The organism is Gimesia sp., from assembly GCF_040219335.1.
Classification (GTDB): Bacteria; Planctomycetota; Planctomycetia; order Planctomycetales; family Planctomycetaceae; genus Gimesia.
This window is the reverse complement of sequence record NZ_JAVJSQ010000005.1, coordinates 209882-227627: the sequence shown is the minus strand read 5'-3', so window position 1 is coordinate 227627 and position 17746 is coordinate 209882. Positions and strand designations below refer to the sequence as shown.

Here is a 17746-nt window from a genome sequence, read left to right as displayed (position 1 = left end):
GAGCAGGACTACTGAAAAAACAGACGATTTCGCAAAGCCTCGTAGTTCCCTCGCACCAGCGGCGGGTAGCCTATTCCAGTTCCAGCTCCTGATAGCGAGCGTCTTTTCCCAAGACTGTCCCCCAGACCCGATCTGAAGCCTGATGACGTGAGGGACCGAAATTGATGATCGGCCCAATCCCCAGATCCAGATTCTTGATCTGCTCCAGGGCGTCAATCAGATTCTCCGTCGAGACCGCCTTTCCTGACGCCTGTAGTTTTTTCAAACCTTCAACCAGACATTCAGCTGCCAGATATCCCTCCAGCGATACGAATCCTGGTTTGGAAAGCGGGTAATACTTTTTCAGAGAATCGCGATAGCGTAAGACCCCTGTTGCACTAGAAAGATAGTAGGGGACAACCTGAGTGACGATTACGCCCTCTGCATATTTGGCCCCCATTTCTTTGAACTGTTGGGCCAGCAGTTCACTACCGACAAACGAGACAGCTGCGGTCTGGATCTTCAGCTTGCGATCTTTGAGCTGCTGAACCATCAGTGCGGCTGGCTTGAATGTCGCTACCATAATCAGTGCCTCTACCCGGTTCTGATTCTGGACAATCTGCTCGACCGCATCGGTGATCTGAGTTGTATTCCGGTCATAGCCTACGCGAAGAATATTTTCCGGCTGGATCTTATACTTCTCCAGTGCCTTGGCTACGCCGGCGAAGCCATCATCGCCAAATGAATCGTTCTGTGCAAAGACTGCGATCTTATCAGGAGCAATGCGCTGCTTCTCAACAAAGTAATGCACCATGGATGCAGTTTCATCGGCATAACTGGCTCGCAGGTTGAATACATAACGATCAGGTGGATCACGGCGGAGGGCCTGTGCACCGGTAAAAGGAGCGAAGAACAGATGCTGATGCTCATTCGCATACGGGACCGATGCTCTCGCTGTAGGAGTTCCCACATTTCCAATTACCGCGAAAACCTGATCTTCTTCAAACAAGTGCTGCATGTTTGCGAGGGCCTGATCGGGTTCATACCCGTCGTCTTTGACCACGAGTTCAATCTGGCGCCCCCCAATGCCTCCTTCATCGTTGACTCGCTTGAAACAGGCCTGCATCCCCATGACCATGTTATTGCCCAGTTCCTTGTTGGCTCCGGTCATAGCTGTCGAGGTTCCCAGCAGAATTTTATCTGCTGTTACTCCCTCTCCGGAAGGTCCGACATTTGCCTGGGGTGCGACCGATTTTCCCGCTTCCTGATTTTGATTTCCGTTCCAGAAATACCACGGAACCAGTGTCAAAAGTAAAAAGGTTACCAGGAACACGACACCATTGAATACGTTTTTCCGCCAGCCACCAGACTCCTGGGGCTTTGCATGTGACCGGTCCAGTTCTGCCTGGCTGAGGACAGTGGTATCGCCGTACTTCTCGGAATTGGCCGTGATCGCTTTCAGATCAACCAGCATTTCCTGGGCGGACTGATAGCGATCTTCCGGTTTCTTCGCCATGGATTTCTGCACGATGGCGGCACATTTTTCCGGGATCTGTGCGTTGACATTCCGAGGATCCAGCAGATCGGCATGACAGTGAGCATACATAATCTGTACGATGCTGCCCGCGTCTTCGTAGGGATGATCGCCCGTCAGTAGAGTGTAGTAAGTTGCGCCCAGGGAATAGATATCACTGCGTAAATCGACTGGTTTAGACTCACATTGTTCGGGGCTCATGAAGTAAGGCGTCCCGATGAGTTGCCCGTCCTGAGTCAGTTGGTGTGACTGTTGAACAACCCGTTTCGCCAGACCAAAGTCAGCGACCTTGATCGTGCCATGCCGGGACTGCAAAAGATTCCCGGGTTTGATGTCCCGGTGTACCAGCCCCGAAGTATGAGCCACCATCAGACCTTCACAGGCATCAGCAATAATGCGTGTTGCCTGAAGGGGTGAATAGGGGCCGATAGTCTCCAGATGATCGTCGGTGCTGCCACCGGTCATCAGTTCCATGACGATATAATGGACATCCCCTTCCTGCCCGATATCGTGAATCGAGACAATATGAGGATGCGTCAAGCGACCGGCAGCCCGGGCTTCAGCCAGAAACCGTTCCAGCATATTTTTATCGGAGGCTAATTCAGCCGGCAGAAGCTTGATGGCGACTTCGCGGCCGATGGTATCATCGTAAGCACGATAGACGACCCCCATACCGCCCTGACCCAGGAAACCGGTAATTTCATATTTTCCCAGTTTCCTGCCAATCCAGGCAGCTGCTTTCTCTGCGGAGGGGCCTCCCATCTGCTGAGCAGATTTACTGGCGGCACTGTCGACACCGATGACAGTTTTGTCGATTTCCTTGATATCAATGGGGGGAAACTGATCGACAGTCTCTTCTTCATCTACATTGACCGGAGGAAATTCGTCCACAGTTTCTTCACCATCCAGGGGATCTTTAAAACCTTCGTCCGACACGGTTCTAATTTCCTGAGACCATAAGCCTCAATCATTTGGTTACGACTAAAAGTAACCCCACGGGGGTGCCCGCCACCCGACATATTCTTTTGATCAGATCAGGATCAGCGAATATCAAGGAGATCTTGATAGATATACAGAATCATCGTTCATAAAAAAAATTTACGCAATCGATTTTTTTTATTCTCAGATGATTATTCACGAAAACTCAGTGACCCGAAGGAATGTGCAGTCTCAGCACCTCTTTTCTACCCCCAATAACGGCAGAATGTTGGAGATGCCATCTGTTTTTCACTGAGTTTTTGTGAATTAGCTTGTATTTCCAGGCACTGTCAGCGCGTAAATTAGGAGCTGGCACATTCCGTATAACCCCTGCGATCGCAACACTCTGCGAATCAGAGTGATGCTTATTCGGGAATCAGACCACACGTGATTACCTGCTGGAGACGCGCAGACGGACGGTTTTCAGGTCGAGTAAGGCATTGTTAATTTTGCCTTGGCTCTGAACCGTCAGGCGGGTCTTTCCGGCAGGCAGAGTAATGGTGCCAATTCTGCGATTCTGATAGACATCCCAGGTTCCCGTGGAGGGCACAGTCCAGAATAGCTGTTCTCCCCCTGTTTCCAGTAAAAGACGATTACCGGCTGGCCCGGGAGGGCAGGCAAATTCCAGATAGACGTCATACGCGCCTGATTGAGGGACATCGAGCATCCAGACTGCCCGGTCATTCTCACTTTGCCAGTATCCGAGATTCTTATACTTGCTCTCAAACTTGAGAGTAGAACCATAGATTTCTGCCAGCTGAGGGGTCAAAAAGTAGTCGCCGCGCAAAGCTTCCGCGACAACGACAGCCGGTTCGTTGCCCGGAAATGTTTTTCTGGGTAATTTTGTTGAACTCAAATACGCGATCACATCCGCGAGATTCTGAGGCGTCATATCCTTTTCCAACCCCTCGGGCATCAGTGACTTTCCGGTACTGATCAGCTCTTCCAGATCAGTGCGGAGCAGCGTCTTCGTCTTGCCATCACTTTGCACCAGCGTAATGCTCTCGCCACTCTCGGACGCCAGCAATCCGTTAAATGTCAGTCCGTCTTCGGTTACAGCCAGATAGCTGATGTATTTATTCTCCACGGCACGATTCGGATCCAGAATCGCCGTCAGCATGGCCTGAGGCGATTTGTCTGTCAGGGCTGTCAGATCTGGACCGATTGGCTTGCCCTCATTGTTGAGCTGGTGACAGACAGCACAGCGTTTCACAAACACCTGATGCCCCGCTTCAGTGTTTCCAGACAGTGAGACCACCTCAGCGTGCTCTTTGACGACCCTGGCACGATTAGAATCAAGTGAAGCAGCCAGCAGCTTCTCAGCCTGTTGTCGGACTTGCTGATCCTTGTTATTCAACAACAGCTGTCGACTCGAAGCATCGATGTCCGCTGCAGAGATTGTTTTGTCTTTCAATCCTTCCAGAACAGACTGCACTCCTGCCTTGTGACTTAGCAGGGAGCTCAACACTTCAGAGCGTAAACCCGGGCCATAGTTTTTCCAACGTGCCAGCATAAGTTCTGTTGTCTGCGAATTGCCTCGTTGTGAGAGCGCTGCCACAGCGGCACTCTGTATGATCCGCGGATTTCGAGGCGATAACATCTCAGACAACAGTACCAGATCTTCAGCCTGCTGCGCAAAACCATGTCCAAGCAGTGGCAGGACCTGCCTGCGTAAACTGACTGTTGCTGTTTCATTAGCGGCGATCGTTCGTGCCGCTTGAAACAGTGGCTTGAGTTGTTCCAGTATCTTCTGCAGTCGGGGGCTGGCTTTCCCTGCATATTGGGGCAGGCTCTGATTTTTGCGAGCCAGGGACTGCAATAACGTTGCCATCACCTCGAACTGCCAGGTCTGCCAACGTTGTTTTTTCCCTGACTGTGCAACTCGCTCATAAATATCTGCGAGCACATCCTGCTGATCAGCGGACATCGCCATGATTACCAGAGAATTCAGAATCTGTAACGGTGGCTGCTTCCCCTGTAATTCTTCAAACAGAGTGGCGGTAAAGGAATCCAGATGTGGTACTACGGAACTCAAGATCGCTGTCCGCAGAAAAACATCCTGATCGTGTGCCATAGCCAGACGAGCCAGGGCTGATCCCGCCTTGGCTGAATTCCATTCTCCGAGTGAGTAAGCCAACTGCATCTGCGCCTGCAGATCAACATCCCCGACCAATGTCAGCACACGATCCCCCAGTTCAGGTGACTCATTCAGAAATGGCTCGCTCAGGCGAATCGCATGGCGGCGGACTCCAGGGTGTTTGTCAGCCAGTGCCGCCAGGAGAACATCTTCGGTGATCGCGTCCAGTCCATCGAGCGTACAAAGTGCATGCAGACGCGCGGCCGGCGATTTTCCCTGCTTAACCATCTGCTTCAGATCAGGGACAACAGACTTGTCGCTGCGTGTCACAATCAACTGCTGAACCATATCACGCAGTGTCCCATTCGGGCTTTCCAGTTGGTGAACCAGATCAGAGGGGGAAAGCTGATCGAGACGGGGTAACGTTCGTACGGATGCCTTATCTGGAACGATCCGGTAAATCCGCCCCTGTTCCTTTCCGGCGCGCAGGTCCAGTTTTTCCTGCATCTCTTTGGGAATCCATTGCGGATGTTCAATGACATGCCGATACATGTCGGCCACCCAGAGCGCACCGTCTGGTCCTGTGCGGGCCATTACAGGGCGAAACCAGTTGTCTGTTGATGCCAGAAATTCGGAATCCTGTTCGCTCTGTGCCCGCTGGCTGGTAAAGGTCGTCCCTTTCGATTTCACTATTTCGCGATGTACCAGGTTATGTACCGGCTCACAGATAAAGGAGTTCCCCGTGAACTCCTCCCCCAGTAGATCATCGCGATAAAAACAAAGACCGCAGGCAGAGGTGATCCGATTGACCTTATTGAAGTCATTAAAACGAACCTGTGTGCGACTGACTGGAAAAATCGTTGCCGCCCCGGGACGAATTGAGACCTGCACCTTCGCATCAGGAGCAATCAGGTTTTTATTACGACGGAGATAATGATCTGCCAATGCATAATGAAAAGCGGGGTTACTGTTATTGCTGCCAAACCAGTTCCCCCAGTCATCCCGTTCACGACCGAATTGGGTCTGCCCCGACTGCGGATCCATCTGACCGGTATCAGGTTTGATTCGTAAATCCCGACGGCCGAATTTCAGTTTTTCTCCTGTCTTGACAGACAACAGATCCCCACCGGAATCACCATTGGCCAGATACACCCAGTTATCCAGGCCCCAGCGCAGACCATTTACCCGGTGCTGCTGGTTCCCCTCTGCAAACCCGGTCACCAGGGATTCGCGGTGATCAGCTTTGCCATCGCCATCAGTATCTTCCGCATAGAAAACTTCAGGAGCGGTTGTGATAATCGCTCCTTTTCGCCAGGCCATCACTCCCGTGGGATAACCCACGCCTTCCAGAAAGACAGTCGATCGGTCGTACTTACCATCTCCGTCCGTATCTTCCAGAAAACGAATTCGTCCATCGAACGTACCTGATTCATTCACCCCCAGCGGGTAGTCAGCCATTTCTGCCACCCAGAGTTTTCCATCGGGCCCCCAGTCAAATGCGACCGGGTCCTTCACCAGTGGTTCAGACGCCACCAGTTCCACATGAAATCCGGGTTTGACCTGAATTGTCTTCAGAGCCGCATCCGGATCTTTAGGCTGAGGTCCCTGCTCCTCCAGTAATTCCTCAAACGACTTGCCCGCCACCAGGTGTTTCATTTTGGCGGTATCTTCGTTCTGCACCCAAAGATGCTTCGAATGGAACCAGGCTCCGTTATTGGTTCCCTTGCGCGAAATCATCGGCACTGGTCCCCCGTCGTCAGCCCGATCCTCATCAAAGACTTTCTTCCAGCCTGACTTAAGCGAAGCGAACAGGTAGAGTGCAGCGTGATTCTCGTTCGAAAACAGCATGTCTTCAAAGCCGTCTTCATTGATATCGACAAAACGGAGTCCCGCATCGCGGCCCTGTTCGTCGACGATCGACGCAGAATCAGGAAGAGACCAGGGTAATTTCTTCCAAGAGGTATCTTTTGGAGACCATGTGTAGATTGCATTCTGTCCGGGATTGGAAACGAGCAGTTCACACTGACCATCATGATTCAGATCCCGCAGTCGGAGCCCCTGATCCTGGCCTGCTTTTAGTGTGAACAATGCGTCCTGCCCCTCGGGTAAACCAGCCAGTAACTCGGTAGCAGGCTGCCAGGTTTTGCCATCAAATTTCCAGGCCGCGGAGACTTCCGGCGTCAGGGTCAACAGGATTACCTGTTCGTTTAGAACTCCGAACCGTCCCCGAATCGCCTGATTTCCCCTGGCATCCGGAGCAGCCACGAGTCGAGTGGGAAATCCGGTTTCGCTCCAGGCCTGCTGCCGGGGATTCCAGATACGGGTTTTCTGAACCTGCTCATTGCCGATGATCACATCCATGAATCCATCTGCATTCAGATCCAGCAGACGCACGCCATTGTCGGCTCCCTGCTGATTACGCAGCGGTTGTCCCGCCAGCAGATGCCGATTCATTCGCTCCAATACTTCCTGGAAAGAAAGAAACTGCACCGCGGATCCATGCTTCTGAACGGCATGATCAATCAGTTTGATGATCTGCTCATTGCTGATCCAGCCGTGCGGATGGAATACAAGATTAAACGTCCCTTCTTTGACCACGGTTGCATCAAGCACGGCAGTCCAGTCGCGAACCGTCAGTGGATTAAAGGGCTTTTGACGATGCTGGGCTGACCAGTCACTGGGAGTCACACAGGAAAACTCCCAGCAGAGCCTCGAGATGGGATAAGGATAGGGGTAATTGAAAATCGTATTCACGAACCCTCGATCTGTGGGAACGTATTTTTCGATTCTCCCCTGCCCGTTTGGATCGGTAACGAGTTCCTTAGGCAGGTCCGGATCCTGATCCGTAAATACCTGAAAGACCGAAGTATCGATCTGCAGAAAGTTCCCCTCGGGGGTAGTCTGATTGAAGATTTCACTAAAGAAGCGGGGGCTGACTGTGTTGAGTGAATCACAGCACGGCATACGGTACGCCACTGGTTGACTGTTGGGAATCTGGTTCAAGAGATCGATGCACCGTTCAACGGTCCCTTTGGCCTTCTCAAAATCTCGATCTTTCAACAACGGACAGGGATGATCGTAAGTATGCACATCAATACTCACCCCTTCCTGAATCCACTTCTGCAGGTGGGGATCTTTTGGATCGACGCGGCAGGTCATGATGCTGACTCCGGCCCGACCGTTGATCTCTTTCAGTCGCTCCAGGATCGGTCGCAGGTAGGTTTCGTACTTCTGGACATCGCGCATGTCGTCGATCGCCAGCACGCAAACCGCCTTGACTTCTTTATCGCCGTACCACTGAGGGGTCGTCAGTTTGGGAAAATTGAGTGACACATAGTAGGGATCGTCCTGATCCAGATAGACCAGTCGATTGCCGGTTTGCGTCGCCTGTTTTTCAGCTGATTGGGAAATGCCATAATCCATCAGCAGACCAGGCAAAACCAGGAGCAGTGACCATACCAGGGAACCACGAATGCGAGAAGCAGCTTGGGGACGAACAGCAGAGGGCATCTTGAAATCTCCATTTTCAGCAGGGGTCGAGCGTAGAACCGTCTGCCTGATTCGTCTCCCACAGGCAGAAAGTCCTTCATTTCCAGTCTGTTGGCTCTGTACTGTCGAGTCAAGCCTGAGGAGCACACTTTGTATACAATCCAACAAAGAGACAAAACATCGCAATCAGGCCCATGACCTGAATTGTGTGAGACATTCTCGTTATTCCGCAGGTGAACTTTCTAGTTTCTCCCACTGTTTTTGTATACAATACACCCCATTGAGCACCTACTTCGACCACCAGACCGAAATGGAACTGATCCATGAGCCAGGTAGAACTGACATCGAACCCGTCAGCCAGCATCGCTGATCAACTGCGAATGGAAATCATTACCGGACGCATCGAAGAGGGCGCCGCCTTACGTGAAGTGAGTCTGGCAGAGCGTTTCGAGGTGAGTCGGGCTCCGATTCGCGAGGCCCTGAAGCAGTTGGCTCATGAAGGCATGGTGGAGTCCAAACCCAACTGTGGAATGCGGGTGGCACCTTCCTCATCCAAATCCATGCAGGAACTTGTGATTCCACTCAGACAGACCGTGGAAACCTTCGCTCTCCGATCCATCTTTGATGATCTGAAAAACGAAGATTTTGCGGAGTGGGAAGCCCTGCTCACTGAGATGAAAGCCGCTTGTGAAAACCAGGACTTCCTGCAACTGACCGAACTGGACATCAAATTCCATCAGTCGATTGTCGCCCGCTCCCCGGAACAGGGTCTGATGACCATCTGGCTGACGCTCGTCTCCCGCTTGCGGCGGCATTTTCTGGAAGGCTTTCAGAAGCCGAATGACCCCATGAAGGTCTATTATGAACACCTGGCGATTGTCTCCATGTTTCGTTCCGGCAAACTGGAACCATCCATTCAGGCGCTGATTTCAAATATCGACTGAGTTCTCAAAGTGGCGATTAATAAAAAACTCTCCCGCGGTCCGGAACGTTTCACAGACCACGGGAGCACCTCACTGAAGTTGACCAGGAACCACTTACAGTGCAGACATCCGTGCGTAGGCATGGTCTAAAGCATTTCGCAGAGTCCAGGCCTGCTGCGAAGCACAATGCATGCTTTTGGAGGAGGTTAACGCCTGGTGCATCTGATGACTGACATCAGACGGCATTCCATCCACATCCTGCAACATCGACTGCATTGTCTTCCGATACAGTTTCGCTGACTGCTGGTAGTGACCGCAGTTGTATAAGTGAGCCCCCTGAGCAACGGTCTCGCGAATCTGGTGACAAGCTTCACGAGCTGTCACTTTCTTACCTTCTGGCGGCAGAATCACAGCGTCAATCACATGAATCACACCGTTAGAGGCATCGATATCTGTCTTGAGGATTTTAGCCTGATTCACTTTCGCGACACCACTACTGGCACTAATCTTCACCTTCTGCCCCTGCAGCGTTTTCGCTTCGCCTGCGGTCAGGGCTTTGTCTGAATACACACGACCAGCAATGACGTGGTATTTGAGAATATCAGCCAGTTTCTTCTTATTTTCCGGCTTCAATAATGATTCAATCGTGCCTTCCGGAAGTTTAGCGAATGCCTCATCTGTTGGAGCAAACACTGTGAAAGGCCCTTTCTCTGCCAAAACCCCTGCCAAACCAGCTTTGGTAGCAGCTGTCAGCAGTGTGTTAAACTTACCAGCGGCCGAAGCAGTCTCCACGAGATTCTTGTCTGCGGGCAAGATTACCTGATCGATCACATGGATGATCCCATTGGAACATTTGATATCAGCCTTGATGACAGTTGCCCCGTCGACCATGACTGAACCATCTTTAGTCATGATGTCGACTCGCTGACCATTTAAAGTTTCAGCTCCGGTTAACTTCACAACCTTGGCTGCAGGCACTTCACCCGAGACAACATGGTAGGTCAGAATGTCAACAAGCTTGGATTTATTTTCCGGCTTGAGGAGAGTTTCTACCGTTCCCGGTGGCAGCTTGCTGAAAGCTTCATCAGTCGGAGCGAAGACGGTAAATGGCCCCTTACCTTCAAGTGCTTTTACGAGATCTGCTTCAGTAAGGGCCGTCGCCAGCGTCTTGAATGAACCGGCTTCGACAGCGGTTTCAACGATGTTTTTGTTTTCAGCGGCGTGCGTGAAATTGGCCGAAATCATGACAGTGAAGGCGGTGGCCAGCGCCGCGCACTGCTTAACGAAGAGATTCATCAGAACGACTCCTTAATTGTCTGGAGATTGTCAACTCTGTTACCTGAGCATCCGGAGAGAATGAGTGGCCACTGCAATTCCCGAACTACCGGTACCTTAGATTGAGCGAACTCTTTGACAAGCGGCGACGCAGGCAAATTTTGGGAAATTACCTGACAGAGGCGCAGACTGATCCCTCAGCTTAATCCAGAAACTGTTCCTCAACAGCAAGTTGATAAACAAGACCATTAAGTCGGGTAAGGCGTTTTTGACCAGCCGACATTTTGACTTACCTGATCGAATTCAGGTACGCCAGCAGGTCTGCCATCTGCTGTTGATCGATCTGCTTTTCCAGGCCTTCAGGCATGAACGAGAGCTTCGAGCTGATCAGTTCATCGATGTCGATCCGCAGAACAGTATCGCTGGTACCATCTGCCCGGGCGATCGTAATGCTGTTTGCATTCTCTGCCTTGATCAGACCAGTAATGGTCCGCCCCTGAGTGGTAACCAGCAGGTAAGTCACATATTGTGGCTTTACTTCACGGTTGGGATCTAGAATATTCAGCAGTACGGCTTCGGTCCCGCGGTCCTTGATCGCCTTGAGGTCTGCCCCCAGTTGCACGCCTACATTCTCCAGACGATGACAGGCAGCACAGTTTTTCTTGAAGACCAGCTTACCGTTGGCGGGATCACCTTTAAGTTTCAGCGAAGACTGATACTGCTTGATCACATCCGAGCGACCCGTCAGTCGCTGATTCTGAAAGAGGTCGGTCGCCCGTTTTTTGATCGCTTTGTCCTGACTGCTTTTCAGGAGTTGAACGCGTTCGGGACTGATATCACCGGAGTTGATATCACCTGCTTTGACCGCATCCAGTAAGGCGACCTGCCACGGCTGGCGGGAGAACAGTGTTTCGACTGCACTCATGCGTAATTGCGGGCTCAGACCAGGCCAGGCTTCTACCAGCAGTTCCGGCACCCGCTCATCATTCACCAGCCCTAACGTGGTGATTGCTTTCTGGCGAATCGGGAGCGGCTGCTGGACTGACAGCAGCTCCTCGAAAACCGGTAAGGTTTCATCAGGGCTTCCAATACTCAAAGTGGGAATGGCCTCAACGCGGGTCTTTACAGGCAGTTTCGAGTTGGTCGCCTGCTCAATGGTCGACTTCATCATCCCCGATAACAGTTGAGCCGTATATTCGCTTTTCGAGTTTGCCAGCACCTGTTTTGTTGATGCGGATGCCCGGGAAAGCAGATTACGAAATGACTGCTGTGCCAACTTCTGCTGGGACTGGGGCAAGCTTTCCAGAGCCCCCATCAACAGCTTAACGTTCTCCACGTCAGACTGGGCACCGATCTGGGTAGCCAGATCATTAAGAAATGCCTGACCGTTTTTATTATTGAGCGTGACAGAGCTCTTCGCCAGTATTGAAAATACTTCTCCAGCCCCTCGGTTCAGCGAACTATGCACAGCCATCCGCATCCACTTGTTATCAATTTCACGAGCAAGCAGACCCGCCAACGCCTGATTGCGGGCTCTGGTGTGGATGGCTCCAAGCGAGAATGCAGCCTGGTAGCGCACATCCAGTGAGACATGACCAGCCAGGGAAACCATAGCCTGTTGAATCAAGTGATCCTCAGCAAGCTGTTCCGCGATCCGCAGGCACTGAATGCTCACCTGGGGATCATTATCATGCATCCTCTGCAATAAAGTTTTCGCATCGAGAGACTTTAAGCCCTGTAATGACCAGAGTGCAGTCGCGCGGGTTACCGGCTTCCTGGAAGCTGCCGCCAGTTGTTTCAGATCAGGAACAACCGACGTGTCCTGACGCTCGTAGATCAGCCGCTGTGCGGTATCGCGCGTCCAGCCGTTATCGCTGTCGAGCAGTGCCACGAGTTCCTTTGATGACAGTTTCGTCAAATCAGATAGAGCGGGGCGCTGAAAGTTCTTAGGCACGATCCGATAGATGCGTCCCTTGTCCTGCCCGCCGATGGGATCGATGTGCTTAAGTATCTCTTCCGGAATGAAGGGAGCCCCTTCGATCAGCTCACGATACATGTCCAATACGTACAAGGCACCATCCGGGCCATTTTCAAACTGCACCGGTCGAAACCAGACATCGGTAGAGGCCAGAAATTCAGCATCCTGGTCGGCACGCGGAGCCACCAGCGACAAACCATCGGGTTTGGGCGCAGCTCGATAGACAAGATTATTAGCGGGTTCACCGACAAACAAATTTCCCTGATACTCTAAGGGCCAGGCATCGCCCCGATAGGCGGTAATCCCGGTCGCTGCAGTGAAAAAGCCCGAGGGCTTTCCGCCTTCAGAATCCCCGCGCTCGCTGGCTGCCCGGAGACGGGTCCGCAAAATTCGCCAGGGCTCGATCTGACTGATGCGCATCAGCTTGGTGAACTTTCCGCCGGGAGCAATATTCACCGGAGCCGGCGGTGGTGCCAGGTAGGGGTTGCGGGCGATATAGCGGTCATCGTACATCAGCACCTGCATCGGCACACTGTTGGCACAGACAAAGGCCCGGTTCCAGATTCCCAGGCTCATCCCATGCTGTCCGCCGCCTGTTGTGAGTTCAATCTTACGCGTTGCAGGATCGAGGATCACGCCCCGTCCCTTGGTATTAAATTGTTTCTCTGGTCCTTCCGCAGCCACGGTAACCATTCCGCCATCGATGCCCGTTGAGAAGTAAATACGGTTATCCATTCCCCAGCGGAAGGAGTTGATCATCCCCTCATCCCCTTTGTCCCGCCCAAAGCCTTCCATGACGACTTCCCGCACGTCAGCCTTCCCGTCGCCATTCGTATCTTTGCAGTAATAGACATAAGGTGGTGCGCCGACAAATACGCCCCCCTGGTAACAGAAGACTGCGGTCGGCAAAGTGACATCTGTCAGAAACGGAGAACTTTTATCGAAGACGCCATCACCGTCCGTATCTTCCAGCAGTTTGACAGAGCTGTAACCTTCCTTGTGAGCGTCGTTGTATTCGGGCATTTCCACCACGTATGCCCTTCCCCGGGCATCAAAACACATGGCAACCGGATCACGCAGCAATGGCTCAGCGGCCACCAGTTCGATTTTGAAATCAGGATGAATCTTAAATGACTTCAACGCATCCTTTGGAGCCCGCGGAGGAATCCGTTTCATCTCTGCCGCGTAGTCGACCTTCTTGGGGGAAGCACTTTTATCTGCCGAATTTGCAGTTAGAGTCAGACTGCTGACAAACCCAACAAGCACACACAGGAACAAAATCAGCGAGAAGTTCCGAGAAAGATGGGGAGAGACGCGGAGGGAGGGCATAATCAAATCCTGTTTAAATCACTGAGGCGGGACAATATATTAACTTATTTAATTTATTCGCTGTCGCTCATTATAGAGCGACCTGCAGGGAAGATTGAAGGAAGGATTTGCGGAACTCCGCGAAAAACTGGAAATCAGAGCGCAGTTCCGCTTGTGGGGGAGAATTCTCTGCTACTGCATCAGACGTTTCAGCTCTGCCTGCAGTTGCTTGACCACATTTTCGTTTTCCGGCTGATCGATCACATTTTTGAACTCGTAGGGATCGTTCTGCACATCATACAGTTCGTCCATCCCTTCCAGCTCATTGAACTGAATCAACTTCCAGTGAGGGGTGCGTACTGCCTTGTACCCCATGCGGTCCAGTCGGGGAAAGACCGTATCGCTGTTGTACTCGACCAGAATGGATTTGCGCCAGTCAGTTGGGTGCTCTCCCTTGAGCAGAGGTACCAGACTGCGTCCATCATATTTTTGATCTGACTTTACGTGAGCCAGATCTACCATCGTGGGAGCCAGGTCAACACTCACAGCAAACTCATCTACCAGTGTTCCGGCTTTGATCAGGGGAGGAAACCGGACCAGCAGTGGCACGCGGATTCCTTCTTCGTAAGGCAGCCGCCGCTCCACACTCAAACCATGCTCTCCATACCAGTAACCATGATCACTGGTGAAGACAAACACGGTCTGATCCAGGCGTCCCTGTTTCTCCAGCAGATCCAGCAACATGCCCACCCCCTCATCGATGCCGGCCAGCATCCGCAGACGATCCCGGATGACATCATCACTGGTCCCCGTCTTCTGACTGAGAGGGGGCAAACCGGAAATCTTTCTCTGTAACGCCGTCTTTCCTTCCAGGTCGTCCAGCACATTTAAACGACGGGGAATCGCGGCATCGCTGTAAAGGTTTTCGTGTCGCTTCGCCGGCATGAACTTCGCCGCGGAGGGATCGGTAATACTTCCATCGTCCCGCTGTGTCAGCTCGGGATGAAGTGCTTTCTGGGCGATGTACAGACAGAATGGCTTGTCCTGATTCTGCTCCAGAAATTCATTCGCCTTCTGATTCAGTACATCCGTTGTGTGTCCGTCAAACTGTTTCCGCTCTCCATTGATATTCAAAATCGGGTCGAATGATGTCCCCTGCCCTTTCATGCTTACCCAGTAATCAAAGCCGGGGCGGGCCGTGTCGTCATTCCCCATGTGCCACTTGCCCACATAGGCTGTCTGGTAACCCGCCTTCTGCAGTGTCTGGGGAAACGTTTTGAGCGTATGGCTGTGTTCGCTCCGATTGATATTATCCAGAATGCCATGATTGTGAGTATACCGCCCCGTTAACAGGCAGGCTCGGACCGGCGAACAAAGGGGCGTCGAACAGAATGCGTTGCGAAAGCGGGCCCCTTCCCGGGCGATTCGGTCAATGTGAGGTGTTCTGACAAACGGATGCCCCATACATCCCAGTTCGTCCCACCGCAGATCGTCCACCAGTACGACAACAATATTCGGGTGTTGAGGGACATCGGCCGCACAGAGCGTACGCTGGGAAACTGATAGAAAAAGGCACAGACAGACCAGGGTCTGTAACACCACGCTCCTGGGAAAACATCTCACGAATACTGCTCCTGGCTGATGATCTGAGGGTTTCGGGTCTGAGCACGCTGACCAGTCTGGATGAGGTTCCAATGTACCAGACTGCGCGTTTGAATCAAGCAAACACGGGGACTACCTGGAAAGGCAAGACTTACTCTTCCTGTTCCCTGGTCCTCAAATGGCTGACGCGCGGTAGTGCTTACATGCTGAAATTTTCAAAATATCGAATGAGATTCACTGACCTCAAGCGGTTAAATATCTATGCCGGAGTGTTAGCTCTCTGCGACCCCGTCCGCAACCTGTCGCTGGTCTTGTTGAGACCCTACAAGCGGTACAGATCAAACTGACGGAACTCAGCTGAAATAGTACCGGGAAGTACAGTTACCTTTTGTACCGTTCCCGAATATGAATTCTTCGGGAGTTGAGCCAAAAAAAGCCGGTTAGCATTAGTCTTGGCTAATGCGAGTTGTATAAAATATGAGGTATCAAACCAGATGAATCACATCGCCATATCTCTGGTTTTCTGTCATCTCTGAAACAAATCATGGAACGACTCTGGGAGTTTTGTATGTCAGGAGAACAAGTCCGTAACCGCGCAGGTTTTGCGTGGTATGGTAAGCTGAGTGCAAGTTGTCTTGTGGTATTGGCAGTACTGGTCGTTACCAGCCTGCCCGATTCGGAAGCTGCCCCGCGTAGAAAGCCCGTCAGAAAGAAACCGGCAGAGAAAAAAGAAGAACCGCTGCCGCCGCGTTTCATGGTCAAGTCGAAACCCGTCGATCCCACAAAACAGGCGACAGCCCTGCGGTCTGCTGAGGAAATCGATCGCCTGGTTGAAGCCAACTATAAGAAATACAACGTCAAACCCAACTCCATGACTGACGACGCTCAGTTTCTGCGTCGCATCTATCTGGATATTACGGGCACCATTCCCACCTACCGGGAAACCAAGTACTTCCTCGCATCGCGCCATCCCGAGAAACGCCAGCGGCTCATCGACCGTCTACTGGACAGCGATGGCTACGCCAGTCACTACTACAATTACTGGGCTGACGTTCTGCGGTATACCGACCGTTTGAACAATAACGTTGACGGTGCTCCCTACCGGCAGTGGATCAAACAGTCTCTGGCCGAAAACAAGCCCTGGGACAAAATGGTTTCCGAAATGATCACCGCCGAAGGTTTGATCTGGGAAAACCCCGCCACCGGCTACATGCAGCGTGATTCCGGTATGCCCCTGGATAACATGAATAACACCGTTCGGATTTTCCTGGGAACCCGCATTGGTTGTGCTCAGTGCCACGATCACCCCTTCGATCGCTGGAAGCAGAAAGAATTTTACGAAATGGCCGCTTTCACCTTTGGAACGTCCACACGTGCCAGCGGCGGTGATAAACGCTACTACATGGATGGCGATCCCAATCGTCGTCTCCGTAAAGAATACCAGGACCTTGATCAGGATGAAAAAGAACGCCGCCGCAAACAGGGGCGATTCAACCGCATGATCCGGGTCAATATGATGGTCGTGAACGACCAGGCCAATCGCAAGATTCGTCTGCCACACGACTACGCCTACAGCGATGCCAAACCAAAATCGGTTGTTGAGCCGAAAACGATCTTCGGTGAAGCCGTTGTAGTGAAACCGGGAGAAACTCCCCGCGAAGCCTTCGCCCGCTGGATGGTTTCCAAGAACAATCCACGTTTTGCCAAGACCATTGCCAACCGGCTCTGGAAACAGTCCTTTGGACGCGGACAGATCGAACCCGTCGATGACATGATGGACGATACCGTCGCAGAGAACCCCGAACTGATGAAGCATCTCGAAGCTGAGATGAAACGACTCAACTTCGACATGAAAGAGTACCTGCGAATTCTGTACAATACGAAAACCTATCAGCGGCAGGCTTCCACGGAAGACGTACCGCTCAGCGAGTACTACCACTTCCCCGGCCCGGTACTGCGTCGGATGACTGCAGAGCAGGCTTGGGATTCCTTCCTGACCCTGGCTGTCGTTAAACCGGAAGAATACCGCGAACTGCCTGCGGAAATGGAAACGGAAATCATTTCTGTCGATCTGAACAAGGCTTCTGCCCGGGAAGTCCTCGACGCAGATGAACAGAAACGGGAAGAGATTGACCGCACCCGTTACAAACGGGAAAAGAAGTACAAGTACAAAGGTCAGTTGCTGGCACGGGCCTCGGAACTGCCGTCTCCCGTTTCTCCCAGCCACTTCCTGCGTACGTTCGGCCAGTCGGATCGCGAACTGATTTCAGCCTCCTCCGATAGCGGTTCTGTACCACAGGTCCTGTTCATGTTCAACGGTCCGGTGACCCACATGATGCTCGAAAAAGGCTCTACGATTTACAACAACGTGATTGAGTCGAAATCGCTCAAGGAAGGGATCGAAGTGGTCTTCATGACGATTCTGAATCGTTACCCCGACAGCGATGAACTCAAACTCGCGATGGAGGAAATCGAGACCAACGGTGCCGCCGGTTACGGAAACGTGATCTGGGCACTCGTGAATACCCGCGAGTTCCTGTTCATTCAGTAAAAAAACTTCCACCGCGCCAGCACAGCCTGGCGCGGTTTTGACTCAATACAAA

General features: G+C 52.1%; 7 protein-coding genes. 2 read left to right on the top strand and 5 right to left on the bottom strand.

The annotated features are described in order from the left end of the window. Window positions 1-70: 70 nt before the first annotated feature. Both RID21_RS04920 and RID21_RS04915 read right to left on the bottom strand, forming a co-directional pair. Window positions 71-2449, bottom strand: a complete 2379-nt coding sequence (locus RID21_RS04920; protein ID WP_350187444.1) for an ABC transporter substrate-binding protein — start codon at window positions 2447-2449, stop codon at window positions 71-73. 433 nt (window positions 2450-2882) lie between these two features. Further along, window positions 2883-8078 carry a PVC-type heme-binding CxxCH protein gene (locus RID21_RS04915; RefSeq protein ID WP_350187443.1) on the bottom strand — a complete coding sequence of 1732 codons (5196 nt, stop codon included), beginning with the start codon at window positions 8076-8078 and terminating at the stop codon, window positions 2883-2885. A gap of 302 nt (window positions 8079-8380) precedes the next feature. Between RID21_RS04915 and RID21_RS04910 the strand changes: the two genes are divergently transcribed. After that, a complete protein-coding gene (locus tag RID21_RS04910; protein ID WP_350187442.1) occupies window positions 8381-9001 on the top strand; it encodes a GntR family transcriptional regulator in 621 nt (206 codons plus the stop codon). 93 nt (window positions 9002-9094) lie between these two features. Here RID21_RS04910 and RID21_RS04905 read toward each other — a convergent pair whose 3' ends face one another. The 3 genes from RID21_RS04905 to RID21_RS04895 all read right to left on the bottom strand — a co-directional run bounded on the left by RID21_RS04905 (window position 9095) and on the right by RID21_RS04895 (window position 15140). Next, entirely contained in the window at window positions 9095-10276 is a 1182-nt protein-coding gene (locus RID21_RS04905; protein WP_350187441.1) for a fasciclin domain-containing protein, read from the bottom strand. A gap of 268 nt (window positions 10277-10544) precedes the next feature. Continuing rightward, on the bottom strand, window positions 10545-13562 hold the full coding sequence (locus RID21_RS04900) for a PVC-type heme-binding CxxCH protein (RefSeq protein ID WP_350187440.1): 3018 nt from the start codon (window positions 13560-13562) through the stop codon (window positions 10545-10547). Between the two features lie 171 nt (window positions 13563-13733). After that, window positions 13734-15140, bottom strand: coding sequence for a sulfatase family protein (locus RID21_RS04895; RefSeq protein ID WP_350187439.1), 1407 nt, complete (start codon window positions 15138-15140; stop codon window positions 13734-13736). Between the two features lie 571 nt (window positions 15141-15711). Between RID21_RS04895 and RID21_RS04890 the strand changes: the two genes are divergently transcribed. Beyond that, complete coding sequence (locus tag RID21_RS04890) at window positions 15712-17694, top strand: DUF1549 and DUF1553 domain-containing protein (protein ID WP_350187438.1); 1983 nt, start codon at window positions 15712-15714, stop codon at window positions 17692-17694. Window positions 17695-17746 lie beyond the last annotated feature (52 nt).

Bases quoted from the DNA above. Each gene is read 5' to 3' on its own strand.
- RID21_RS04915 (WP_350187443.1), bottom strand. From the start codon at position 8,078: ATGCCCTCTGCTGTTCGTCCCCAAGCTGCTTCTCGCATTCGTGGTTCC.
- RID21_RS04910 (WP_350187442.1), top strand. From the start codon at position 8,381: ATGAGCCAGGTAGAACTGACATCGAACCCGTCAGCCAGCATCGCTGAT.
- RID21_RS04905 (WP_350187441.1), bottom strand. From the start codon at position 10,276: ATGAATCTCTTCGTTAAGCAGTGCGCGGCGCTGGCCACCGCCTTCACT.
- RID21_RS04900 (WP_350187440.1), bottom strand. From the start codon at position 13,562: ATGCCCTCCCTCCGCGTCTCTCCCCATCTTTCTCGGAACTTCTCGCTG.
- RID21_RS04890 (WP_350187438.1), top strand. From the start codon at position 15,712: ATGTCAGGAGAACAAGTCCGTAACCGCGCAGGTTTTGCGTGGTATGGT.